Annotated in this window: 14 protein-coding genes and 1 pseudogene; 3 read left to right on the plus strand and 12 right to left on the minus strand. The window is 63.3% G+C overall.

Translation table 11 applies throughout. The features are described from left to right. Positions 1 to 183: 183 nt before the first annotated feature. Entirely contained in the window at positions 184 to 1347 is a 1164-nt protein-coding gene (locus tag AC1AXT_RS05270; RefSeq protein ID WP_476541331.1) for a DUF58 domain-containing protein, read from the plus strand. A gap of 289 nt (positions 1348 to 1636) precedes the next feature. Here AC1AXT_RS05270 and AC1AXT_RS05275 read toward each other — a convergent pair whose 3' ends face one another. Further along, positions 1637 to 1894, minus strand: coding sequence for a hypothetical protein (locus tag AC1AXT_RS05275; RefSeq protein WP_476541333.1), 258 nt, complete (start codon positions 1892 to 1894; stop codon positions 1637 to 1639). Between AC1AXT_RS05275 and AC1AXT_RS05280 the strand changes: the two genes are divergently transcribed. Continuing rightward, entirely contained in the window at positions 1860 to 4163 is a 2304-nt protein-coding gene (locus AC1AXT_RS05280) for a transglutaminase TgpA family protein (protein ID WP_476541335.1), read from the plus strand. The genes AC1AXT_RS05275 and AC1AXT_RS05280 overlap by 35 nt on opposite strands. Positions 4164 to 4873: 710 nt before the next feature. Next, entirely contained in the window at positions 4874 to 5935 is a 1062-nt protein-coding gene (locus AC1AXT_RS05285; protein ID WP_476541337.1) for a hypothetical protein, read from the plus strand. A gap of 1218 nt (positions 5936 to 7153) precedes the next feature. Here the strand turns inward: AC1AXT_RS05285 and AC1AXT_RS05290 are convergent. The 11 genes and pseudogenes from AC1AXT_RS05290 to AC1AXT_RS05340 all read right to left on the minus strand — a co-directional run. Continuing rightward, positions 7154 to 11164 (minus strand): annotated as a pseudogene (locus tag AC1AXT_RS05290) (DNA-directed RNA polymerase subunit beta'); the annotation flags it as partial. A gap of 126 nt (positions 11165 to 11290) precedes the next feature. Then, the gene (gene rpoB, locus AC1AXT_RS05295) at positions 11291 to 14857 is read right to left on the minus strand and encodes a DNA-directed RNA polymerase subunit beta (RefSeq protein WP_476541338.1); all 3567 of its coding nucleotides are present in this window, start codon (positions 14855 to 14857) and stop codon (positions 11291 to 11293) included. Between the two features lie 501 nt (positions 14858 to 15358). Next, positions 15359 to 16072 (minus strand): hypothetical protein, encoded by a 714-nt coding sequence (locus AC1AXT_RS05300; protein WP_476541340.1) that lies wholly within the window; start codon positions 16070 to 16072, stop codon positions 15359 to 15361. Positions 16073 to 16081: 9 nt separating this feature from the next. Then, positions 16082 to 16960, minus strand: coding sequence for an HhH-GPD family protein (locus AC1AXT_RS05305; RefSeq protein ID WP_476541420.1), 879 nt, complete (start codon positions 16958 to 16960; stop codon positions 16082 to 16084). A 172-nt stretch (positions 16961 to 17132) separates the two neighbouring features. Further along, positions 17133 to 17558, minus strand: coding sequence for a PIN domain-containing protein (locus tag AC1AXT_RS05310; protein WP_476541342.1), 426 nt, complete (start codon positions 17556 to 17558; stop codon positions 17133 to 17135). 23 nt (positions 17559 to 17581) lie between these two features. Next, the gene (locus AC1AXT_RS05315) at positions 17582 to 17878 is read right to left on the minus strand and encodes a FitA-like ribbon-helix-helix domain-containing protein (RefSeq protein ID WP_476541344.1); all 297 of its coding nucleotides are present in this window, start codon (positions 17876 to 17878) and stop codon (positions 17582 to 17584) included. A gap of 167 nt (positions 17879 to 18045) precedes the next feature. Continuing rightward, positions 18046 to 21231, minus strand: a complete 3186-nt coding sequence (locus tag AC1AXT_RS05320) for a glycosyl hydrolase (protein WP_476541346.1) — start codon at positions 21229 to 21231, stop codon at positions 18046 to 18048. A 648-nt stretch (positions 21232 to 21879) separates the two neighbouring features. Beyond that, entirely contained in the window at positions 21880 to 22548 is a 669-nt protein-coding gene (locus AC1AXT_RS05325; protein ID WP_476541422.1) for a tRNA (cytidine(34)-2'-O)-methyltransferase, read from the minus strand. Between the two features lie 104 nt (positions 22549 to 22652). Beyond that, entirely contained in the window at positions 22653 to 24017 is a 1365-nt protein-coding gene (locus AC1AXT_RS05330) for a DUF711 family protein (RefSeq protein ID WP_476541348.1), read from the minus strand. 69 nt (positions 24018 to 24086) lie between these two features. Continuing rightward, positions 24087 to 24359, minus strand: coding sequence for an ACT domain-containing protein (locus AC1AXT_RS05335; protein WP_476541350.1), 273 nt, complete (start codon positions 24357 to 24359; stop codon positions 24087 to 24089). 198 nt (positions 24360 to 24557) lie between these two features. After that, positions 24558 to 25883, minus strand: coding sequence for a class C sortase (locus AC1AXT_RS05340; protein WP_476541351.1), 1326 nt, complete (start codon positions 25881 to 25883; stop codon positions 24558 to 24560). Between the last annotated feature and the right edge of the window lie 745 nt (positions 25884 to 26628).

Raw genomic sequence — 26628 nt, forward strand, 5'->3', positions numbered from 1 at the left:
GCAATGGCACAAGCGGGCGCTCCGGCAATGGCACACGCGGCCACCCCAGGCACCTCGGCCTCACCGGCCTCGCCGGCCTCACCAGCCGACGACGTCGGCCGCAGCCGAAGCTTCCGTCGCAGCGGCAGCCGCAGCCGTGGCCGGCTTCGGCACACCAACCGCTCCTCCTCGCGGGCATCGCGCATGCTTGCCGCCGTGAAGAGAATCGTCGGCTGCGTTTCCCCGCTCGGCTGGGTGTTCCTGGCACTTGCAATCGTATGCATCGCGCTGTTCTGCTGGCGCCGTTGGGGCGAGATGCTCGCAATGGGCACCGCGTTCGCCATCATGTGCGCCTGCGCGGTCGCGATGTCGCTGGGCAACACGGCGTTCGAAGCGAAGCTGGGCGCCTCGCGCACGCGGGTGAAGGTGGACGAAAGGGTCGACGTTACCGTTACCGTAACGAATCCGAGCGCGTCGCCAACGGCTGCGGCCCGCGCCGAACTGCCGATTGCCGACCATCACGAACGGTTCGGCATCCCGATTCTCAAGCCCCACGAATCGAAAGTCACCGACGTAAGTTTCACGGCTGTTTCACGAGCGGTGCTGCATATCGGACCACTGACGGTGCGCAAAGGCGACCCGTTCGGCCTCATGCGCCGCGAGAAGCGGCTTGCCGACGAACTGACGGTGCTCGTGCATCCTGCAATCATTGCCATCCCACCGCTGCACGCCGGCTTGCCGCGCGATCTCGAGGGGCATCCGCAGTCGCAGGTCGTCGACGACGACCTCGACTTCTACGGGCTGCGTTCCTACGAGCCGGGCGACGACATCCGGCACATCCACTGGCTGAGCTCCGCCAAAAGCGGCGACCTCATGCTGCGCCAGTACCAGGAGACGCGCCGCACCGATACGTCGCTGACGCTCGATGCGCAGCCGGCCGACTACGCCAGCGCCGAAGAGTTCGAGCTCGCCGTCTCCGTCCACGCGTCCATCGGCGTGCAGTGCCTCGCCGAGAACCGCGCGCTGTTCACCGACGTCGGCTCCGTGCATCGGCACCCGAAGAACGGCCTCGAGTTCCTCGACTGGTGCTCGATGATCGAGCCCGAAACGTCCGCCGAAGCCGCGAACCTCGCGCACATGACGCTGCGCAACATCGCAAACGCGTCGCTGTACGTCATCACCGTCGGTTCGCTGATGCCGCTGGACGCCATCAAGCGCATCGCCGCCTCGATGCCGCGTTCAGCGAGCTGCATCGTGGTGCAAACGATTGCCGGGGCGACCCCCGCTTTGCAACGTTTTCCGCGCTTTATTCTTGCAACCGTTGGCAATCTTGCCGACCTCCCCGCCGCGATCGGAGCCCTGAAGTGAGTTCGTTCTTCTCCCGCCGTTCCCGCCAGGCCAACGCCGCGAACGCTGGCGTCCCCAATGCCGCAGGATACGGCGCCGGGAATTCTGCCGGAAATCCCGACGGAAACCCTGCCGACGAAACGCACATCGTCGGAGCCCCTGTCTCGCTTGACGATTTCGCGCAGCCTGCCCCCTCCCACTCCGCCGCCTCCGACGCTTTCACAGCATCCGCTTTCTCTGCCAACGCCGGTTCCTCCCCCAAGGGTGGTTCCTCTACTGGGAATTCCGGACTCCCTCTCGGAACCGCGGGTCATGAAACGTCCAGCCACGCGACATCCAGCCGTTCAATCTTCGGCCACGAAACCTCGCGCCACCATACGTTCAGCGCGACCGCAAGCCGCACCGCGACCGCAAGCCGCACCGGCAGCTGGGACACGCGCACCGGAACGTGGGAAGGCTCGACCCGTTCGGCAATCTGGATGACGGCTTCGTCCGCCGGGCCGTCGGCGCCGGCGCGTTCGCAATCCGCCGCGATGGCCGCGCTGAACGGCTGCGCCGTCGTCGTCATCCTGACGCTGCTCGCGTCGTGCGCGCTGGAACCGGTGTACGGCTCCTTCGCCCTCTTCTTCGCCGTCGCCGCCCCGGCCGCCATCCTCGGCGCGCTCATCGGCGCCGCCACGCTCATCAAGCCGCTGCAATTATGGTGGCAGATTGCGTTCGCCATCATCGCGCAATGGGTCATCGGCCCCATCATCGCGTTCAACGACACCACCATCGGCCACGTCATTCCGACGCTGCAAACGATTTCGGAAGGCTGGCGCGGCACATTCGGCTCCTTCTCCACCATCCTTGCGCTCAACCCGCCGGTCGGCACCGCCGACGGCACGCTGCTGGCGCTGTGGACGGTCGCGCTGTGGACGGCGCTGCTGACGTCGCTGTGCGTTTTCGCCGGCAAGCGCCCGCTGTCGCTCGCGTCCGCCGTGCCGCTGCTGGCCTGCTGGATCGTCTGCGGCCTGTTCGGCACGACGTCGGGCCGCTGGTACTGGATCGCCGGCGTCGCGTTCGCCATCGTGTTCCTCGTCTGGCTCGCGCAACGCTGGCAAACGCTGGAACTGTCGCGCTGGGTGAGCATCGTCATCATCCTCGCGCTGTCGATCGGCGGCGCGTTCGGCGCCAATCTGCTGTTTGCAAACGGTCGCACCGCTTTGCGCACGGAATACAACCCTCCGCTGCAATCGTTTGACAATACGAGCCCGCTGAGCACCATGCGTTCCTATATCGCGGAGCACAAGGACGATACGCTCCTCACCGTCACCGGGCTGCCCGCGGGGTCGGCGGTGCGGCTCGCCGTCATGGACCGCTTCGACGGCAACGTCTGGAATCTCGACGATACGAACGACGCCGCCGACTCCTCGCAGTACCGGCGCTACGGCACCGTCATTCCCAACAATAAGGAAGATTCGGCCGGAAACTCGCCGTTTACGGCGACGTTCACCACCCATGAAGGGCTGGAGCAGCAGTGGCTGCCGACGGCCGGCGCCGCCAGCGAAATCTCGTTCGAAGACGGCGAAAGCTCGTCGTCGCTGTACTACAACGTCGAATCCGACGCCGCGATCCTCACCAGCGGAACGTCGGACGGCCTGACCTATACCGTTTCCGGAACGCTGCCGTACGAGCCGACCGACGACCAGATCGACGAAGCGAACGCTGCAAACGTTTCCCAGCCGGAAGTCGAAAACGTCCCTTCCGTAGTGCATACGTATGCGGCCACGATTGCCGGCGCGCGCGGCAGCGACGGCGAAACGGCGCGGGTGCTTGCGCAGGCCCTCGCCGACAACGGCTGGTTCTCCCACGGCCTGGCATCCGACTATCCGTCGACGCCGGGGCACGGCAACTACCGCATTTCGCAGCTGCTCGGCGGCACCGCCATGGTCGGCGACAGCGAACAGTACGCTTCGGCGATGGCGCTGATGGCCCGCGATTGCGGTTTGCCGGCGCGCGTCGTGCTCGGGTTCCTCCCGAAGGACGATTCCGGCGCCGTTTCCGCCGACCGTACGAAGGAACAGGGCGGCACCAGCGTCGTCGAGTTCACCGGCAACGACATCGCCGCGTGGGTCGAGGTGAATCTCGACGGCTACGGCTGGGTCGCGTTCTACCCGACGCCGAAGGAGACCAAGACTCCGGACGACAACGAGAACCTCACGCCGCCGGATCCGCAGTCGCTGGTACGGCAGCCGCCGGTACCGCTCAACGATCCGCTGCGCGACGATTCGCAGGCCACCGGCCGCACGTCGGAAGCCGACGACGATATGGAAACGGTTGCAGACTCGTCGATCTGGGGTACGATCGGCCACGTCGCCGGCCTCGTTGCGCTCTGGGGGTCGCCGGTATGGCTGTTCATCGCCGTCTGCGCGGCGATTCTCGTCGTCAAGGCTTTCAGATTGCGCCGCTGGCGCACGCACGGCACTCCCCCGGAACGCTGCGCCAACGGCTGGCGCGCGGTCACGCTGCTTTCCGCGCAAAGCGGCGTTCCGGTCCGCCGAGGCGCCACCCGCCGCGAACAAGCCCAAACCATCGCCGAGTCCGCCGCCGCTGCCGGCCAGTCGGGTTCCGTCCCGGCGCAGGCTAATCCTGTAGCCGCACAGCCGTTTGCGGACGCCGTCTACGCGGCGGCGGACGCGGCGGACCGTGCGGCGTTCTCAGGAACGGCGTGTGACGAGGCAATGGCGCAGGAATACTGGCGCAATGTCGACGACGTGCGTTCCCGCATGCTCGCGGCGCAGCCCTTCTTCCAGCGTTGGCGCACCAAGCTCTCCCTGCGCCGCCACCGCTCCTAACCCGTCGCCACCACTCCTAACCCATTCCGATACGTTCCAGTCGCTCACTGCCCGTCACCGACTGGAACGTATCGCCAAATCTACCTTTCAGTCGCTAGGCTCACCCCGCCGACTGAAAAGTATCGCCAAATCTACGTTTCAGTCGCTGGCACGCATTCAGCGACTGAAACGTGCTGACGAATCCACGTTCCAGTCGCTAGGGACGCCTCACCGACTGGAACGTGGAAAAAGACGCACAAAGCACACGGATAGCGCGCCAGCGACTGGCTTGTTCCATCCCCGCTACTTTCCAGTCGCTCACGCCTCCCCAACGACTGAAAAATAGCCGACTTTTCATATTCCAGTCGCTCCCATCCCCAACGACTGGAATATATCCAATCGCATACATTCCAGTCGCGCACCACACCTCAGCGACTGAAACGTTCCGATAAACCTACGTTCCAGTCGTTGCCCATGCCTCACCGACTGAAACATACCATCTTCTCCACATTCCAGTCGTTCATGTCACCCTAACGACTGGAACATATGCGCTCTTCTACATTCCAGTCGCCCACCGTACGTCAGCGACTGAAACGTATTTAAAAATCTATTTTTCGGTCGCCAATGAGCCCCCTCCCCGCTTATCCACATTCCGCCCCGCGACACACCTGTCCATCCACATTCATTTCCCCCGATAGACGCCGCCTTCCTCTCTGCTCGACGATGGCATCATGAAGAACAATTTCGCCATCAATGATCTGCTCGATGCCGCGGAACAAAAGCAACGCTACGCATTCCCGACGTCTGAAAAAGAGCGGCGCGCGCTCGACCGCCGTCTCGGCGCAGACGAAGTGCTGCGCCCGTATCGCGGCTGCTATATCCGCGCGTCGAAAAATGGAGAACTCACCAAAAGCGATCGTGCACTTTGGCTAGCGAGAACTCTGAGCGCGAAGCATCCCACCTGGATTTTCAGCGGCTATGTCGCGGCGCTCGCCTACGGTTGCCCAGTTCAAAAAGACACGTTGAAAAATCCACTGTACGTTCTGTGCCCGAAAGTCCGCTTCCCCTCGAATATCACGGACCGGCACGTTCATCGGCATCAATTGACCATCAACGACATCCACATGCCGACTTGCGATATCGACGACCTCACGGTTGCGCCGGTACTGCGCATGGCAATGGATTGCGCCGCGCTCTACCCCTTTGCGGAATCATTGCCAATATTGGATTTCATTTTTAAAGAAAATTCCTTTGAACAATTCGAGATTGTTGACGCAGCTCAGCAAGCCGGAGTGTCGAAAATAGGTTTCGAAGTCTTCAATAAATACATCAACTCGAAAAGCGATAACGGCGGCGAATCCTTCTGCCGTGGCGTACTGCTGGAGCTCGGTTTCAAGGCACCCGTGCTGCAACATCCTTTCACCGACCCGCAGACAGGGAAAGAATACTTCACTGATTTCTCTTGGCGTTCCGAAAATAAAGAGCTAATTATAGTTGAATTCGATGGAATGGGTAAATATTTTGACGAAGAAAAAACGAAGCAACGCACGATGGAAGAGATTGTCAAAAATCAAGAGGAGCGTACGAGAGCACTCTATAGGGCCGGCGTAGGAAAAGTCTTGCGAATAAAATATACAGATTTATTTAATCGTGTGGCGCTTTATGAGGACCTCCTTTCCGCCGGCGTTCCGCTGGCCCGGGAGCCGCTTTCCGGAGTCAAAATCACCAAAGAGTCCCAAGAGGTTCTCGACGCCATCGAACGACAGAAAGGCTCGGCGCCTTCTCACGACTGAAAAATATCGCGATTGCTACATTCCAGTCGCTTACTGGACTTGCGCGACTGAAAAATTCCCATGCGTCCATTTTCCAGTCGCGTGCCACCCTTACGCATCTGAAAGATTCTCGCGCGGCTATTTTCCAGTCGCTGATGCAACGTCAGCGACTGGAAAATAGACAGCCGTCCACAGCCCAGTCAGTAAACGAGCGGTAGCGACTGGAGTATATAAGATTTTCCACATTCCAGTCACTGGGACGCCGTCACCGACTGGAAAATAGCAGAGACCGAATAAAGCACACGCCTGTCACGCATTCGACTGGAACATTCCAAAAACCATATTTTTCAGTCGCTGACAGCGCCTCAGCGACTGAAAAGTAGAGGATTTTTCCACGAATCAGTCGCTCACGGCGCCAGCGACTGATTCATGCCACCTTGTCTACATTCCAGTCGCCTATAGGCAGTCACCGACTGGAATGTATCGTGGCGGCCATATTCCAGTCATTGACACACGACCACTGACTGGAATGTATGAGATTTTTTACGTTTCAGTCGCTGAGACGCCATCAGCGACTGAAACGTATCGTCGGTTCCGCATTTCAGTCGGTGAGGAGCTATCAGCGACTGAAACGTAGTCCGTCTGGCACATTCCAGTCGTTGAGGCGCTGTCAGTGACTGGAATGTAGGGACGGACGAATAAGCCAGCGCACCGATAACAATAAGCAGGCGCACGGATAGACGAAGAAAGGGGATGGCCGTAAAGCCATCCCCTCTTGCACTAGACATGCGCTAGACACATGCCGCTAGACGTGCGCTAGACACATGCCGCTAGACGTGCGCTAGACGCATGCCGCTAGATGCGTGCTAAGCACATGCCGCTAGCCATGCGCTTGGCGCTCGAAGCGCCTTGCGCTGGGCACCATCCACATCCCGCTTGGCGTCAGATAGTGAAGTCGCCCAGGTCGATCGTGCCGTCGTCTTCGGCGCCATCGGCGCCGTCGGAACCAGCACCGTCCGTGCCGTCGGCACCCGCACCAGCAGCACCAGCACCAGCGCCAGCAGCCCCATCAGCAGACAGGTCGGCCGCGTTCAGCGCGACGCTTCCAGCCGCATCGGCCACACCAGCACCATCGGCACCAGCCACGCCGGCACCGTCGGTACCCCCGCCGAACGCCGCGCTCAGGTCCGCCCCGCTAAGGTCAGCCCCGCCGAGGTCGGCTGCGAAATCGGCGCCGAAGTCGTCCCCGAGGTCGACGTTGCCGCCGTTGTCGTCGAGGAAGTCGTCCGGGTTGAAGTCGTCGCCGAGCTTCAGGTCGCCGAAGTCGAGGTTCGAGAAGTCGACGTCGGACAGGTCGGCATCCGAGAAGTCGGTGTCCAGGTCGCCTTCTTCGGTCAGGCCGAAGTTCGGGTAGATCGTGTCGCGGATCGCCTTGTCCGGCTCGACCTGCGCGTTGCGGTAGCGCGCCAGGCCGGTGCCGGCCGGAATCAGCTTGCCGATGATGACGTTCTCCTTGAGGCCCTTGAGGTCGTCTTCCTTCTCGGAAAGCGCGGCCTCGGTGAGCACGCGGGTCGTCTCCTGGAACGAAGCGGCCGACAGCCACGAGTCGGTGGCCAGCGACGCCTTGGTGATGCCCATCAGTTCCGGACGTCCCGCCGCCGGCCGGCCGCCGTTCTTCACGGCTTCGCGGCTGGCTTCCTTGAAGCGCGCCTGGTCGACCAGCTCGCCCGGCAGCAGGTTCGTGTCGCCGGAGTCGATGACGGTGATGCGGCGCAGCATCTGGTGCACGATGACCTCGATGTGCTTGTCGTGGATGTCGACGCCCTGCGAGCGGTACACGTTGTGCACTTCCTCCACGATGTTCATCTGCGCGGCGCGCGGCCCGAGGATGCGAAGAATCTTCTTCGGGTCGACGGAGCCTTCGATCAGCTGGGTGCCGGCGGCGACGTGCTCGCCGTCCTTCACCAGCATCGGCGCGCGACGCGTCACCGGGTACGTAATCGGCTCGACGGTTTCGTCGTCCGGCGTCAGCGTCACCTGGCGGCCGCGCTCGGAATCCTCCACCTTCACGGTGCCGGCGAATTCGGCAATCGGAGCCTCACCCTTCGGCGTACGGGCTTCGAAAAGCTCGGTAACACGCGGCAGACCCTGCGTGATATCGGAAGCCGAAGCGACGCCGCCGGAGTGGAACGAACGCAGCGTCAGCTGCGTACCCGGTTCGCCGATGGACTGCGCAGCGACGATGCCGACCGCCTCGCCGACGTCGACGAGCTTGTTCGTGGCCAGCGACCAGCCGTAGCACTTCGCGCACACGCCGCGCTTGGATTCGCAGGTGAGCACCGAACGTCCCTTGACTTCCTCAACGCCGTGCGCGACGAGATCGTTGAGAACGTCCATCGACAGCGCGTCACCAGCGTGGTACAGCACCGTTTCGCCGTCGGCGGGGTCGATGACGTCAGCGGCGAGCAGTCGCGAGTACGGACCGCCGTCGGCTGCCTTGACGAGAACAAGATTCCCGTTCTCGTCGCGTTCGGCGACCTTCATCGGCAGGCCGCGCTTGGTGCCGCAGTCTTCCTCGCGCACGATGACTTCCTGGGAAACGTCGACGAGTCGGCGGGTCAGGTAGCCAGATTCAGCGGTACGCAGTGCCGTATCGGCCAGGCCCTTGCGGGCGCCGTGCTGCGAGATGAAGTATTCCAGCACGGACAGGCCGTCGCGGTAGTTCGACTTGACAGGACGCGGGATGATCTCGCCCTTCGGGTTGGCCACGAGGCCTCGCATGCCGGCGATCTGGCGGATCTGCATCCAGTTGCCTCGAGCGCCCGACTGCACCATGATGTTCACGTTGTTGTCGTCATGGAAGTTCTCGCGCATGGCGTCCGCGACCTTGTCGGTGCATTCGGTCCACAGGTTGATGAGCTCCTGGCGGCGTTCCTCTTCGGTCAGCAGGCCGAGGTCGTACTGCGTGTTGACCTTCGCGGCCTGCTCTTCGTAGCCGTGCACGATCTCCTCGCGTTCCGGCGGGGCGACGATGTCGGAGTACGCCATCGTCACGCCCGACCACGGGGCGCGCGTGAAGCCGAGGTCCTTCAGGGCGTCGAGCACCGCGGCGACCTGCTGCGTCGAGTAGCGGGTGGCGATGTCGTCGACGATCTTCGAAAGCTTGCCCTTCGGCGCCTGCTCGTTGACGAACGGGTAGTCGACCGGCAGCGTTTCGTTGAACAGGATGCGGCCCAGCGACGTGGCGAACAGCACCGAACCGTCGTGGAAGCGCTCTTCGCGCACGACGTCGGGGCTGCCCGGCTCCGGATCGACGACGGTGACTTCGCCCGGCTCCCAGTCGCGCGGCAGCACGAAGTTCTCCGGCAGGCGGATGAGCACCTTGGCCTGCATGTCGATCTCGTGCTTGTCGAGCGCCATCTGCGCCTCTTCAAGCGACGAGAACACGCGGCCCTGGCCCTTGGCGCCGTCCACCACGGTGGACAGGTAGTACAGGCCCAGGATCATGTCCTGCGAAGGCATGGTCACCGTGTGGCCGTCAGCGGGCTTCAGGATGTTGTCGGACGCCATCATCAGCGAGCGGGCTTCGGCCTGGGCTTCGGCGGACAGCGGCAGGTGCACTGCCATCTGGTCGCCGTCGAAGTCGGCGTTGAATGCGGCGCAGGCAAGCGGCGGCAGGTGGATGGCCTTGCCTTCCACGAGGATCGGCTCGAACGCCTGGATGCCCAGACGGTGCAGCGTAGGCGCACGGTTGAGCAGCACCGGGTGCTCGGCGATGACCTCTTCGAGCACGCCCCACACCTCGGAGTCGCCGCGGTCTACGAGGCGCTTGGCGCTCTTCATGTTCTGCGCGTAGTTCAAATCCACGAGCCGCTTGATGACGAACGGCTTGAACAGCTCGAGCGCCATCGGCTTCGGCAGGCCGCACTGATGCATGCGCAGCGACGGACCGACGACGATGACCGAACGGCCCGAGTAGTCGACGCGCTTGCCGAGCAGGTTCTGGCGGAAACGGCCCTGCTTGCCCTTGAGCATGTCGGAGAGCGACTTGAGCGGGCGGTTCGAGGCGCCGGTGACCGGGCGGCCGCGGCGGCCGTTGTCGAACAGCGAGTCGACGGCTTCCTGGAGCATGCGCTTCTCGTTGTTGAGCATGATCTCCGGAGCGCCGAGCTCGATGAGTCGCTTGAGTCGGTTGTTGCGGTTGATGACGCGGCGGTACAGGTCGTTCAGGTCGGAGGTCGCGAAGCGGCCGCCGTCGAGCTGCACCATCGGACGCAGGTCCGGCGGGATGACCGGAATGACGTCGAGCACCATGGCCTCCGGCTTGTTGCCGGTGGTCAGGAACGCGTTGACGACCTTGAGTCGCTTCAGGGCGCGGGCCTTGCGCTGGCCGGTACCGGTTTCGATTTCCTCGCGCAGTTCCTTCGCGGCGGCTTCGAGGTCGAAGTCCTGCAGGCGCTTCTTGATCGCTTCGGCGCCCATGCAGCCTTCGAAGTAGTCGCCGTAGCGGTCTTCCATTTCGCGCCACAGGTCGACATCGTTCTCCATGTCGCCGGGCTTGAGGTTCTTGAACTTCGTGAACACGAGGTCGAGGCGGTCGATCTGGTCGGTGAAGCGCTGGCGGATCGCGGCCATGTCGCGTTCGGCGCCGTTGCGCAGCTTCGTCTTCGCGGAGCCCTTCACTTCGCCTTCGGCCTCGAGGGCCGCGAGGTCCTCTTCCAGCTTCTTGGCGCGCTCTTCGATTTCGTTGTCGCGGCGGCGTTCGAGGTTCTTGATTTCGGTGTCGAACTCGTCCTGCAGGTCCGGAAGGTCGTTGTGGCGGCCTTCTTCATCCACGCTCGTCACCATGTAGGAGGCGAAGTAGATGACCTTTTCGAGGTCCTTCGGCGGAATGCCGAGCAGGTAGCCGAGGCGGCTCGGCACGCCCTTGAAGAACCAGATGTGCGTTACCGGCGCGGCCAGTTCGATGTGCCCCATGCGTTCGCGGCGCACGCGGCTGCGCGTCACCTCGACGCCGCAGCGTTCGCACACGATGCCCTTGAAGCGCACGCGCTTGTACTTGCCGCAGGCGCATTCCCAGTCGCGGGTAGGTCCGAAGATCTGCTCGCCGAACAGGCCGTCCTTTTCCGGCTTCAGCGTACGGTAGTTGATGGTTTCCGGCTTCTTGACTTCGCCGTAGCTCCAGCTGCGGATATCGTCGGCGGTGGCCAGGCCGATCCTCAGTTTGTCAAATGCGTTGACGTCCAGCAATCTTGTTTCCTTCTGTAGAAAAGCGTTACGTTGTCAGGTCACGTTTCGTTGGCGCCGCGAAATCTTGTCTATTCAAGATTTTTCCTGAGATTTTTCCCAAGATTTCGCGGCCAACGCAACGTTTCGTTACTTGTATTCCGGTTCGTCAACGATCTGGTCGGCCTTGGCGGCGGCGTCCGGGCGGGCGCCGATGTTGAAGCCGAGATCGTTTGAGTTGTTGACGGGGTCGTCGTCCTCGTCCTTCATGTCGATGGCCACGCCTTCGGCGTTGAGCACCTCGACGTTCAGCGACAGGGACTGCATTTCCTTGAGGAGCACCTTGAAGGATTCCGGGATGCCTGCCGGCGGCAGGTTCTCGCCCTTCACGATGGCGCCGTAGACGCGCACGCGGCCGTCGACGTCATCGGACTTGGTAGTCATCATTTCGTGCAGCGTGTAGGCCGCGCCGTAGGCCTCGAGGGCCCACACTTCCATTTCGCCGAAGCGCTGGCCACCGAACTGCGCCTTGCCGCCCAGCGGCTGCTGGGTGATCATCGAGTACGGGCCGGTGGAGCGGGCGTGGATCTTGTCGTCGACGAGGTGGTGCAGCTTCAGCATGTACATGTAGCCCACCGAAATCGGCTTCGGGTACGGTTCGCCGGTGCGGCCGTCGAACAGCGTCGCCTTGCCGTCGGGGCCGACGAGCGTGTTGCCGTCGCGGTCCGCGAGCGTCGTGGACAGCAGGCCCTTGAGCACGTCCTGGCGCACGCCGTCGAACACCGGCGTGGCGACCGGGGTGCCCGGCTCGCCCTTTTCGGCGCCCTTCGGCACGTACTTCTTCCAGGCGGCCTCGAGGTCCGGATCCAGGGAGATGTCCCAGCCGGAGTGCGCCACCCAGCCCAGGTGCAGCTCGAGCACCTGGCCGAGGTTCATTCGGCTCGGCACGCCCAGCGGGTTGAGCATGATGTCGACCGGGGTGCCGTCCGCCAGGAACGGCATGTCCTCTTCCGGCAGGATGCGCGAGATGACGCCCTTGTTGCCGTGGCGGCCCGAGAGCTTGTCGCCCTGGGTGATCTTGCGGTGCTGGGCGATGTAGACGCGGATCATCTGGTTGACGCCGTTGGGCAGCTCGTCGCCGTCCTCCTCGGCATCCTCGCGGGTGATTTCCTTGACGCCGATGACGGTGCCGGTCTCGCCGTGGGGCACGCGCAGCGACGTGTCGCGCACTTCGCGGCTCTTCTCGCCGAAGATGGCGCGCAACAGGCGCTCTTCCGGAGTCAGCTCGGTCTCGCCCTTCGGCGTGACCTTGCCGACGAGGATGTCGCCGGCTTCGACTTCGGCGCCGATGCGGATGATGCCGCGCTCGTCGAGGTTGGCCACCGCGTCCTCGCCGACGTTCGGCAGGTCGCGGGTGATCTCCTCGGCGCCCAGCTTCGTTTCGCGCGCGTCGATTTCGTACTCTTCGATGTGGATCGAGGAGAGCGTGTCGTCCTGTACGAGGCGCTGGCTGATGATGACGGCGTCTTCGTAGTTGTAGCCGTTCCACGGCATGAAGGCGACCAGGAGGTTCTTGCCGAGGGCCATTTCGCCCTTTTCGGTCGCCGGGCCGTCGGCCAGCACGGTGCCGGCCTCGACGCGTTCGCCGTCGTGGATCAGCGGGACCTGGTTGTAGCAGGTCGTCTGGTTCGAGCGCTGGAACTTGGCGAGCTTGTAGGAGCTCGTCGTGCCGTCGTCGTTCATCACGCGGATGATGTCGGCGGACACGTAGGTCACGACGCCCGGCTTCTCGGCGAGGATGACGTCGCCGGAGTCGACGGCGGCGCGCCATTCGGCGCCGGTGCCGACGAGCGGACGCTCGCTCTTGATCAGCGGGACGGCCTGGCGCTGCATGTTGGTGCCCATCAGCGCTCGGTGGCCTTCATCGTGCTCGAGGAACGGGATCAGCGAGGCGCCGACCGACACCATCTGGCGCGGGGAGACGTCCATGTAGTCGACCATTTCGACCGGGACGTCCTCCGCCTCGCCGGCGGCGTCACGCACAAGGGCTTCCTTCGCCACGAAGTTGCCGTTCTCGTCCAGCTCCTGGTTGGCCTGGGCGATGACGTGCTCGACTTCGCGGTCGGCGGTCATGTACACCACTTCGTCGGTGACGTGGCCGTTTTCGACCTTGCGGTACGGCGTTTCGATGAAGCCGAACGGGTTGATGCGGCCGAACGTCGCCAGCGAGCCGATCAGGCCGATGTTCGGGCCTTCAGGGGACTCGATCGGGCACATGCGGCCGAAGTGGGACGGGTGCACGTCTCGCACTTCCATCGAGGCGCGGTCGCGCGACAGGCCGCCGGGGCCCAGGGCCGACAGGCGGCGCTTGTTGGTCACGCCGGCCAGCGGGTTGTTCTGGTCCATGAACTGCGAAAGCTGCGAGGTGCCGAAGAACTCCTTGATGGTGGCGTTCACCGGGCGGATGTTGATCAGGCTCTGCGGCGTGATCGACTCGGCGTCCTGCGTCGTCATGCGTTCGCGCACGACGCGCTCCATGCGGCTCAGGCCGGTGCGCAGCTGGTTCTGGATCAGCTCGCCGACCTGGCGGATGCGGCGGTTGCCGAAGTGGTCGATGTCGTCGACGTCCACGCGCAGCTCGACGTCTTCGCCGTCGCGCTTGCCCGGGAACGTGGCCGTGCCGGCATGCAGCGACACGAGGTACTTGATCGTCGCGACGATGTCCTCGCGCGAGAGCGAACGGTCGTTGTAGTCGCGCTCGAGGCCGAGCTTGCGGTTGATCTTGTAGCGGCCGACGCGGGCGAGGTCGTAGCGCTTCGTGTTGAAGTAGAAGGAGTCGAGCAGGTTGCGGCCGGCTTCCGGAGTGGCGGTGTCGGCCGGGCGGATCTTGCGGTACAGGTCGGTCAGGGCCGCGTCCTGCGAGTCGATCGTTTCCTTCTCGAGCGCGTCGAGCACCAGCGGGTAGCCTTCGAAGGCCTCGCGGATTTCGGCCTTGGTCATGCCGATGGCCATGAGGAACACGATCGCGGACTGCTTGCGCTTGCGGTCCACGCGCACGCCGAGGAAGTCGCGCTTGTCGATTTCGAACTCAAGCCAGGCGCCGCGGCTCGGAATGATCTTCGCGCCGAACACTTCCTTGTCGGAGGAGCGGTCCGGCGTGCGGTCGAAGTAGACGCCCGGGGAACGCACGAGCTGCGAGACGATGACGCGCTCGGTGCCGCCGATGATGAAGGTGCCGTGCGGGGTCTGCAGCGGGAAGTCGCCCATGAACACGGTCTGCGACTTGATTTCGCCGGTCTCGCCGTTTTCGAATTCGGCGTTGACGTACAGCGGCGCGGAATAGGTGTAGTCCTTTTCCTTGCACTCCTGGACCGTATGGCGCGGCTCCTCGAAGTACGGATCGGAGAAGGTCAGGCTCATCGTCTGCGCGAAGTTCTCGATCGGGGAGATTTCCTGGAACACTTCGTCGAGGCCCGAGATGTGCGGGACGGTGTTCGTGCCGTTCGCCTCGTCCTCCTCCACGCGCTTCTTCCAGCGTTCGTTGCCGATCAGCCAGTCGAAGCTGTCGGTCTGCACGCCGAGCAGGTACGGCACGTCGATCGGTTCCTTGATGGAGCCGAAGTTCACTCGGTCGGATGCCTTGTGCACATCGATGTCATGCTGGTCTGCGCGTGCGATGATGTCTGTGGTGTTCGTCGTAGCTTGAGTTTCAGCCAATGGACGTTCCTTATCGCTCTCGAGTTGCTAGTCTTGTCGCATGGAAGCGCGGGAACTGGCCGCCATATGCCAGCAATTGCGGGCGCTTCGCATCAGTACCGCATGCCCGCTATATGACATGTGTATACGCAAATACAACAATTTACCACCCCACCCCCAACCCCGTCAACAGCGTGTCGCCACCTCTCCCACCCCCGCTGGCGGGGGTCGCTGAGAGCAAGCCGAAGGCGCAGCTCGAAGCGGGGGGGTGGTCAACCCAACGCAAGGTTGAGCTACAACCTGCGCTCGCCCACAATGCGGATGCTCGCCGGAGGGCCAAGGCCCTCCACCTCGCACCCGCGCAAACCTCCTATCGTCGGTTTGCAACGCCAAGAGAAACTCCTCTCACCCCCGCTGGCGGGGGTCGGTAAGCCGAGCCGAAGGCGAAGGCGAACCGGGGGGTGGTCACTACGCTGGAACGCAAGAAAAACAACGCGACGTCAGCAACTCAACCGTTACACCCTACTGCACCGTAATGGTAACCGGCGAGCTCTTCGCCCCGCTGTCCCCCGCCAGCTCCAGCGTCGCCACATACGTGCCCGCTTCAACATGCGGCAGATCCGCATCGGCAACGCAGGAATCCGACGTGGCGTTCGTGTTCCACGTCAGCGTCTGCTTGTCGGTGGCGCCGGAGAACAGTAGCAGCGGCCGGTATGTATCCTCGCACGCGTCGGAGCGGTAGATCGTCTGGCTGCCAGAGGTGATGACGAGGACGCGGCTGTCGTTGGCGCCGTTGACGAAGCAACCTTCCTTGCTGGTGCCGGTGTACGCCATCGTCGCCGTAAACGTTACGCTGCCGCCGACGGCGACGGTCGTTGGATCGGCGGACAGTTCCATCGAAAGGTCTCCGGCACCGCAATCCGGCACCAGACTCGTGGCTTTCGGGCTCGGCTCGGCGGACCGCGCGAGCGTCGTCGCGTCGCGGTATACGTACGAAGCGCGCATGAACACGGCTCCGCGGATCAGCGAATACACGCAGAACAGGCCGACTGCGAACACCGCGAGGATGCCCACCAACGCGACGATGCGCCGGCGCCGGTACATCGCCTTCTGCTGCGGCGTTAGCTTGCGCGCCTTGACTTTCCCCGGCGCCTTCCCGCGGCTTTTCCCAGCGTTCTTCCTGCCGGCCTTCCCGCCGGTTTTTCCCTGAGATTTCGCAGGACCCTGTTTTGCCATGCCCCAAGTCTACCGCGGGAGCCGCACGCCGTGGCCGAAAGTGATTTCGATGAGCCCGTCGTCGTCCAGCGACGCTATGCAGCGGTCCAGCTGCGCCGCGTCCTGCCAGAGATTCTTCAGCGTTTCGTACTCCACCGCAGCCCCGTCGGCCTCGCGCAACGCGTTGAGCACGATGCCGCGGACCTGCCGGTCGGTTCCGGCAAACCGCTGCCGCGGCCGCGTGCGCTTCTCGCCCAGCCCTGGGCGTCCGGCGGCGAGGAACCGGCATGATTCGCGCAGCGGGCAGCCGTCGCAGTCGGGCTGCTTGGCGGTGCACACCGTGGCGCCAAGCTCCATGACCGACTGGTTCCACAGCACCGAGTCGTGCGTTTCCTCCGGCAGCGCGACCTCGGCGAGCGCCCGCTCGAGGGGAGTCGCCGCGCCTCCGAGTGATTCGTTGCCAAGGAAGTAGCGCGACAGCACGCGGCGGATATTCGTGTCTACGACGGCGATGCGTTCCCCGAACGCGAAGCTCATGACGGCGCTGGCCGTGTAGTCGCCGATACCGGGCAGCTCGGTGAGCTCCTTATAAGTTTGCGGCAACCGGTCCTGAAATTCCGAAGCGACCTTGGCCGCGCATTCCTGTAGCCGCAGCGCACGCCGCGGATAGCCAAGTCGCCCCCAGGCGGCGATGACGTCGGCCTTCGGCGCGGCGGCGAGCGCGGCCGCATCCGGCCATCGCGCCATCCATTGCTCCCAGTACGGGACCACGCGGCTCATCTGCGTCTGCTGGCTCATCACCTCCGAAACGAGCACGCCCCACGGCGTCGCACGCCCGAACCGCCACGGCAAGTCGCGTGCATTCGCTTCCCACCACGCCGCCAGCCGTCGCGCCGCTCCCGGCGCCATCCGCTCAACGTCGCCCCGCGCCGTCCCGGACAGTTCCTTTACCGTTCTTGTTAGTTCCTTTGCCGTCCCCGTCAGTTCCTTTTCGGCCGTTCCCTTCCGCGTACCCATAAGCCGGCATTCTACAGCATTTCCGGTTGCAACCATGCGGCATCCTGTTCCGGCTCGGCATTCTTCATCCCTCCGAAACCCATGGATCAAGAACTGAAACGTCGAGGTCCTGGAAGTCCTTGATGTTGCGAGTGACTACGGTCGCGTTATGCGTTGCGGCGATGCTGGCAATCATGCCGTCCGCCAAGGGCAACGGGCGACCCTTCGCCTCCCGGGCGGCTCTCAGCATGCCGCAGGTCGGCGCCTCCCGGGCCGTAAACCCGAGCACGCGGTTCTGGAAGCATTCGAGGAAAACGGTGAGGGCGCGCGTTATCGCCGTACGCATCGCACCCGCAGGCATGCGCGCCACCCCGTAGGAAAGCTCCGCAACGGTAATGGACGTCGTATACAGCTCGTCCGCGTCCTGACTGACACACCATCGGGCCACCCGTTCATCCGCATCCTGCGCCCGCATCAGCTCGCTGATGACATTCGTATCGAGAATGTACATGCTTCCCGCCTCAGTCCCGTTCCTCAGCCCAAGTCAACCGGGCGTCCACAGTCCGTACGCTCGGGAGCCAGTTCACTGGCATCATCCACATGCTCGCCATCCAACGCACGCCACATCTGGTATACCCAGTTGTTCGGGTCGGGGTTCTGTAACGACTCCTGCCGCTCTTTCTTCTCGATGGATTCGCTGACTACTTCGGCAGTCACCTCTTCAAGAATGGAGCGCACTTCCGCCTCGGCGCTCCGGTTATTGCGCTGTGCCCGTTCCTTGATGCGCGCCATCGTTTCGTCCGGGATCTGCCTGACCACCATCGATTTCATCGTCCATCCCTTTCCGCCGTTTCTCATTTCGCGAAGTGATATCATAATGATAGCACACGCGATGAGGCGCGCAAGAAGCATGTCGGCTTCCGCCCCATCGGGGAACGGAAGCCAACATGACCTACTTATACTTTGCGGTTTACCTGGCCGCTATGGCATGCCTCGCGTTACTGGCGGCCACGCTCCTTGCGGCTGCACAGCAGGAAGCCAACGCCCATTGCCGCGCACGCCAGGGCCACTGCGGCCAGCAGGCCCACGGCGGAACCGGTAGCGGCCAGCGTTCCGACATTCGTCGGTTGCGCCGCACCGGTCGCATCGGCATTGTCATCCTCATCGGTTTCGTTATCCGTCACATTCCCGCCAGCAGCGCCAGCAGTCGAATTGGGATTGCTAGACGACGAACCGCCGGTCACGGTGCCCGCGGAGCCGGGCGTGCCTGCAGCGTTGATCGGGCAGCTTGCCGGATCAGCGGCCGTGATGTCGGCGTACGTCGACGGCTTCGCGTCCGCGGAGCCTTCCGAAACGTCGCCGGCGGCATCGTCAGCCGCGTCATCGCCATCAGCATCCGACGCATCGTCGGAACCATCGGCATCGGAACCGTCAACATCGCCGGCATCGGCGTCCGCCGGCTTGACCACAAGGCCGGCCACCGCGAAATCAATGCCGTCGCTGTTCTCGTTCCACTGGCTGCTCGCGAATACGAGCTCCTTGATGGACTCCAGGTCGTCGTTCGTCATCGTCGAGCCTTCGTTCGCGTCATTCGGATACGACTGCGTCAGCTCGGCATTGTCGACGAGCGGCACCTCGACGTACTTCCAGCCGGTGAAATCGAGCTTGAGCTGGTACAGGAAGTACCGCCCGGTCGTCGTGCCGATCTGGATCGCCATCGCGTTGTCGGAACCGTCGCCGCGCACCCACATCGTCAGTGCCTGCTGGCCGCTCCAGTCGGCGCCGCCGAGGTACTGTGCGATGTCAAGCCAGCCGCCCTCGGCGAAATCGTACGAAAACTCCATCGCCTTCGTGAACGACGCATCCGGCGTATCGGCGTTTCCATCGGCGAACACGGCGCCGTCAGCCGCCGGGCCGTCGGCCAGCGACAGCACGGACGTATGCCCGCGGTTGCCCCACGCCGTCGCAAGGTCGGCGGTGGAATCGTATTCGCTGAAGTCGTCGACGACGACCGGCGCGTCCGCAGGCGTAACGGCAGCGGCATCGGACACGTACCCGTCGCGTTCGCCGGTCAGCGAGACCGCGTCGATGACCAGATTGCCGGTACGAGGCCGGTCGCCGCCGTTGTCGTTGACATACAGCGCGAACGAACCGACCTGGCTGAGCAGCTTCTGCGACGTGGACTTGCCGGCGTTGCCGGTATCCCACGACGCAACGGAGAAATCGGACCCGTTGCCGTCGGCATCGCCGAAGCTCAGCGTCACCAGGCCGCCTTCAGTGCCGGAAATGTCCGGATACGCTTCGAACGTCACGCCGCCGGCATTGATCTGCACGACGAACAGGTGGTCGGAACCGTCCGGCTCCAGGTACATCTGCAGCGCCGAGTAGCCCGACCAATCCTGCTTTGCGGCGTAGGAACGCTGGAAGCCGTTGTAGTCCGGATAGCTGTCGAAATCGTAATGGAGATTGCCTGCCTGCGTCCCGTCATACGGCGACGAGACGAGCGTGAAGTTCGCCTTCGTGCTGTGGTTCGGCGAGTAGACGGCCTGCAGTTCCGCGTCGGAATCGTACGAGTCGAAGTCCTCGACGTTGGCGACGCTGCTGGCCGCCACGCTGCCGAGCTTGACGGTAACGGTGCCATTGAGGTCGCCCAGCCGCTCCCCTGCCGTTGTGAAGACGGCGGTATCGAGCGCCAGCTTGCCACCGTCAGCCAGCGGAATGCCGGCCTTGTCGAGGTCCAGCGAGCCAACCAGGTAGCCGTTGCAGGCATAGGTGAGCGGGATGGTGGCGCTCACCCCGTCGGAACCGTCGGCCGGTTCATAGGACACGGCGACGGACGGTGCATCGAGGCTGAGATTTTCCGGCGCGAGGTTTTCGGTCTTCGCCCGGACCGTCAGGATGCGGTGGCCGGTTTCAGGATCGACGGCGATGTCGCGCGCATTGTCGTCGCTCAGGCGGCCGCCGTTGGTCGGCGTAACGAGGCGGACTGAAGCCGTACGCGCGGCGGCATCAGTAGCCGCCCCCGTGGAGTAGTCGACGTTGTCCGCCGAGGCCATCAGGTTCGCGTTGCTGTTCGCGAACTTCACGAAGTCCGCTTCGGCATCGCTGCCCTTCCAGGGCGTGTAGGCCTGGAAGTTCGCGCCGGTGCCGCCGAAGTTCGCCCACGTCATCATGTAGGCGACGGACGGCACGCGTTCGGCAATGGCGTCGGCCAGTTCGCTAAAGAACGCGGTGTCGAGGTCGCCGGTGCCGGATTCGTTGAACGCGCGTTCGCCGCTGCGTCCGAACTCGGTCAGCGCGACCGCCTTGCCATGCTCGTCGGCCAGGTCCGAAATCATCGACAGGTCGGTGACGACGGTGTTGATCCAGCCATCCGAATTATCCGCCGAATTGTCGGTGTCGTATTCGTCGTAGCCGAGGACGTCCACGAAATCGTCGCCAGGATAGGTGGCGAGGTAGTCGGCCGGAGCGCCGTTGAACGTGCCGCCGGGAGAATACGCATACATCAGGTTGTGCACGCCCTTGACGTCGCGCAGATAGTCGACGATGTACCGGTACAGCTCGATGTATTCCGCATCGCTGGCATGCGTGGCGCCCCACCAGAACCAGCTGCCGTTGTTCTCGTGCAGCGGGCGGAAGATGATCGGGATCTGCGTGCCGTCTTCACGTACCGACTGGTCGGCTACCGCGGCAATGCCGTCCAGCATGGCGTTGAACGTGCCCGAGTAGGCGCCGCCGGGCAGCAGATCGGCGACGACCGTGGTGGTGTCGCTGTAGTTGCCGCCGGTAGCCGGGTTGTTCCAGTGCGCAGACAGGGTGACGATGGCGCCGTCCTTGTCCGCTTCGACGATCTGGTCGGCCAGCAGCTTCGCATTTTCAGCTGCCGTATTGCCGGAGACGCCCGGCTTCTCATCGCCCGTCAGCGCCAGGCCGACATCCCAGCCGAACACGGCCGGGTATTGCCCGGTCATTTCATAAACGTCGCCTTGCGTGGCGGTGTCGCTAATCGCTTCGTCGATGGCGTGCTGCTGGCCGAAGCGCAGCTCGCCGGCCTGCGTTTGCTGGAGCTTGGCGAAGAGCGCCTGGGTTTCGGCGGTGGCGGCTGGATCGGCGGCGCTGGGTGCCGAAACGGAAGCCTCAGTGGCCGAGGCGGTCTGCGCCGCGAAAGCTGCTGGCATCGTCATGCCGACTATCGTAGCCGCAGCAACCGCGCCAATCGCCAGGCGCTTGCCGAGCCCCCTGGCTGCCGAATTAACCGCTAGATTTGGGGAGCTTTCCGTGGGGTTTGGCGGCTCCGGAGAAGTGAACCGCTTCAGTATTGATGTCATCGTGCCCTTCATCCTCCTTGAGTTCAGGCTGGCAACTCTCTTACCCTCGATGGGTTCGCGAAGGAGTGGAAAACCGCCGACATTGGCGTTTTTCCACAGTGCGCTACCGGTCCTTCCGGACCGATGCAGATGGTAGGCGCATCACAATCCTTCGCGTATTTTCGAAGCTATCACCTTAATCGCTTAAGTACAACTCAAGGCAACATACCACGGACAATTATCCGGACCGCCCTACAAAATTTCCCCCAATCGAAATGTAGGACACGGAAATGGCGGAATCAAGCCATTTCCGTGTCCTACATTCCCGACCCTCAAAAAAATCTTGGACGCTTCCGCAAGCAACCATCCCGGAATGCACGAATCCGGGGCATTAAAGCCAGATTCGGAGGTAATCAATCAGCCAAAGGCAAACGGCGGTCAGCGTCCGTTTCATTGGGAGCTCGATTCGGAGATAATCAATCGGCCCGGAGGCAAAGCGATTACCGGGAAAACATCAAAGGGGACTCACTCCCCGCCAGCGAAACCAAGCTGGCGCCACGCTTCGTAAATCGCAATCGAAGCGGTGTTCGTCAGGTTCAGCGAGCGCAGGCTGGGCCGCATCGGCAGGCGGACCTGTTCGGCAACGTGCGGTCCGAACATGATGTCGACCGGATCGGGAATGTTGCCCGGCTCCGGGCCGAACAGCAGGATGTCGGTCGGCTTGTATTCGACTTCGGTATACAGCTTGGTCGCATGCGCCGTAAACGCAATGATGCGCGAATTCGGCATCGACTCGACGAGGCTTTCGAAATTCGGGTGCAGCACGACGTGCGCCATGTCATGGTAGTCCAGTCCGGCGCGGCGCAGCTTCGTATCCTTGAGATTGAACCCGAGCGGCTCGACGAGGTGCAGGATCGTTCCGGTCACCGCACACAGGCGGATGGCGGAACCGGTGTTGCCGGGAATGCGCGGCGAGTAGTAGCACAGGTGCGGCGTCGACGTTTCCATTTTGGCGGCGTCTTCCGGCTTCATCATCGCGTCGACGACGGAAATCGGGTTGCCGTGCGCGTCGGTGACGAGCTCATCGGGCCCGTAATTCGACTTGCGGTACCCGTACTCGAACATCCGCTCGACCTGGTTTTCCGGATTCTGTTCTGCGCTCACATTCCCGCCTTCCATCACGTTCGCGAACATCATACCGACCGACCCGAACGAGTCGCCGGTTTCGTCGCCATTGCAAAACCCAGATTAAACGCCGGCTGGCCTCCGCCCGAAAGCGGAGGCCAGCAGGGAACCGGTTAGTTCTTGAAGCTGTGGATCGGGGCGGGGATGCGGCCCTTGCGGGATACGAACTCCTCGCAGGAGTACGTGTTGACCGGCATGATCGGCGCGTAGCCCATCAGGCCGCCGAAGTTCGCCATGTCGCCAACGCCCTTGCCGACGACCGGAATGATGCGCACGGCGGTGGTCTTCTGGTTGACCATGCCGATGGCGGCTTCATCCGCAATCAGGCCGGAAATCGTCGCCGCGGTGGTGTCGCCCGGAATCGCGATCATGTCGAGGCCCACCGAGCACACGCAGGTCATCGCCTCGAGCTTGGCGATCGTCAGGCAGCCATCGGCAGCCGCTTCGATCATGTTCTTGTCCTCGGAGACCGGAATGAACGCGCCGGACAGGCCGCCGACGTACGAGGACGCCATGATGCCGCCCTTCTTCACCTGGTCGTTGAGCATCGCCAGCGCGGCGGTCGTGCCGGGGCAGCCGACCTGCTCCAAGCCGATCTTCTCCAGCACTTCACCAACCGAATCGCCCACCGCCGGCGTCGGCGCGAGCGACAGATCGATGATGCCGAACGGTACGCCGAGGCGAGCGGACGCTTCCTGCGCAACCAGCTGGCCAACGCGCGTAATCTTGAACGCCGTACGCTTGATCGTTTCGCACAGGAACTCGAAATCCTTGCCGCGGGCCGCGTCCAGAGCGGACGACACCACGCCGGGGCCGGAAACGCCGACGTTGATGACCGCGTCGCCTTCGGTGACGCCGTGGAAGCCGCCGGCCATGAACGGATTGTCGTCGGGCGCGTTGCAGAACGCAACGAACTTGACGCAGCCGTACGAGTCGATATCGGCGGTCGCGGCCGCGATGTCCTTAATAATATGGCCGAGCAGATTGACGGCGTTCATGTCGATGCCGGTCTTCGTCGAACCGACGTTGACCGACGAACAGACGATGTCGGTTTCCGAAAGCGCCTGCGGCAGCGAACGGATGAGCAGTTCCTCGGCCGGCGTCATCGACTTGGACACCAAAGCGGAGTAGCCGCCGATCAGGTCGACGCCGACTTCCTTCGCCGCGCGGTCGAGCGCGTGCGCGATCTGCACGAAATCTTCCGACGTCTTGCAGCAGCTGGCGCCGACGAGCGAAATCGGCGTGACGGTAATGCGCTTGTTGACGATCGGAATGCCGAAGTCGCGCTCGATCGCCTCGCCGGTGGACACGAGGTCGCGGGCGTAGCGGGTGATCTTGTCGTAGATGTTCTGGCAGGTGCGCTGCAGGTCCTGATCGGCGCAGTCGACGAGCGAAATGCCCATCGTGATGGTGCGCACGTCGAGCTTTTCCTGCTCGATCATCTGGTTGGTCTCGTGGACCTCCATGATATTCAGCATCGTATTCTTTCCTTAAATCCTTACGCGACCCCGCCAGACGTGACCCCGCCAGCGGGGACATGGCTGGTGTCAGACGCGGTGCATCTTCGTGAAGATTTCCTCGCGCTGGCAGCGGATGCGCACGCCGATCTCCTCACCGAGCGCCTCCAGCTCGTCGACGATGGTTTCGAACGCCACGTCGGCGTCGGAATAGTCGACGATCATCATCATGTTGAAGTATCCCTGGATGATCGTCTGGGAGATGTCGAGGACGTTGGTGCGGTGATCCGAAAGGTAGGTGCAGACGCGGGCGATGATGCCGACGGTGTCCTGACCGACAACGGTGATGATGGCCTTGTTCATGAGACTCCCTGATGTTTGGAAAAAGAGTACAACGGCAGGTTCTCCCCAGTATAGGAAGAAGGCGCCCCGAGGGAGCGCCAAATCTCAAACCCGCCTTCCAGCATGGTCGCTGCGAACGCGCCTTCCAGCCCGCTTGCTGCGAACCCACCTTCCAGCGCAGCCGTTACGCCGCGCCGGAAGCCGCCGCCCGCTCCGGGCTCACCGCGAAGAGTGGTGCACGCCCTTCTTCGACGGCACGCCGCGCGCCTGCCGCGCCAGGTAGCGCCGCCGCAGGATGACGGCGACGACGGCGATGATGACGCACACGACCGCCGCGACGACGAACGCGATGTCCTTGACGAGCGCCTGGTCGGTCATCGTGCCCGCTTCCTCGGACGTCGGCGTCGGAATGCGGTGGCCGGTGACGATGAGGCGGTGCGAGTTGACGCCGTACGGCGTGCAGGTGATCAGCGACACGAGGTCCTCCCCTTCGACGATGTCGAGGTCGGATACGTCGGTCGGTTCGACGACGTTGATTTCGCTGACTTCGTAGGTGAGCACTTCGTCGAACACCGTTATCGAGAACGTGTCGCCTTTTTCAAGCTGGTCAAGCCCGGTGAACAGCAGCGCCGACGGCAGGCCGGTATGCCCCGAGATCGCCGCGTGCGTCGACTCGCCGCCGACGGGGAACGACGACCCTTCCAAATGGCCGGCCGCGATCTGCAGCACCGTATCCGACGTGCCGTGGTAGATCGGCACGCGCACCGAAATGCGCGGAATCGTCACGTAGCCCATGATTCCGGTTCCGGTGACGTCAAGAATCGATTCGTACTGTTCGTGCTCGGCTTCGGTCGGAATGAACCGGCTCGTGCCGCGCCCGACGAGCGCCGCGTTGTATTCGTTCGCCGCGTTGATCTGCGAGTCGCGTTCCTCGGTGCTCATGTCCTCCACCTTCTCGACGTAGGTGGCGACGGCTTTCGAGGAAACGTGGCGGTTCCACGCGTCGGCGATCGACGGATAGAGAATGAGGCCGACGCCGACGATCAGCAGCAGCACCATCGCGATGATGGCGATGAGGAACCGCCGGTCGGCGCGCTTCTTGCGCTTCTTCGCGATTTCCTGTTCGCTGGCGGCATCGGTTACGGCAACATCGTAGCCATCGGGATTGTCGCCCGGCAGCGGGGGCAGCTTGCCATCGTTTGCAGCGTTTTTGCCGTGGGCGCCGTGCCGCGGCCCCGAATTCTTGCGAACGTTTTCCGAATCAAGATTCCCGCTGGACACGCTGCGTCCGATATGTTCCGTTCCGCTGCCGCCATGTGCCGCAGCGTCGGACGGCTGCGACGTTCCGTACGGCTGGTCGCCATAGCTGCCGGAAAAGGCACTGTGCGAATCATCTCCGTAGCCGCCGTAGGACGCGCCGTACGAATCGGCGCCGTAGCCGCCGTCGCCAAGACGGTCGGCGTAGGAATCGTCGTCCGAAGACTGCGCCGGAATCTCGGCAAAGTCCGACAGATCCGCCGGCTTGTTGTCGTCGTCATGGCGCATTGCGCTCCCCCTCGCTTTCGTTTGGACACCCCGCTTGGCAAAACACGATTTTCCCCGCCGACTCTAACACCCCCCTATGCGCCCCCGCAACCGAAGTCCCGCAACGTGCACAATCTTCTCGTACGGAAAAGAAAGAGGCCGGCGCGCGGAGTTTGGGGGTTCGCAGCGCCGGCCTTGTGTGCGGGAAGGGGCGCCGCACGTCGGTTGGAGAGAACGCGCTACGCCCCCGTTCCGTACTCGGCCCCATATGCCGCCGCACGCTAGCGCGGCGGCCAGTGGAACGGGCGTTTCCGGTCCCTTCTTCATTACCCAAGGTAAGACTAGGTAAGAGACCGGGCGGCAGAGGAGTTACCGTTGCCGGCGCCGCCCTGGCCTCTTGGAGGAACACTGCCATTGAACCAGCGGCAGAGGTTTTCCGCCAGTCCCGCAGCCGTTCCTTTGCCGCCTCTTTGCAACGTTGGGGAAATGGTGAAGATTCGGATGGCCCCCTTGCGAGGAGACAAGAGTCCCATCCGCCCCAACCCGAGGCGCTCCTGTTAAGTTTTCCTTTCCTCACCCCCGCTAGCGTCCTCATGGACGCCACCCCCGCTAGCGCCCGCCGCTGAAATATGCAAACGCGAAAGCGTTTGCGGCCTTGTTCGGGGGTCGCTGAGCCCGAGCGAAGCGAGAGGCGAAGCGGGGGGTGGTCACCCAGCGCAACCTAACGCTGGTACCGAACTGATCACCCCAGCGCAACCCACGCTGG

This window comes from Bifidobacterium sp. LH_450, from assembly GCF_056356715.1.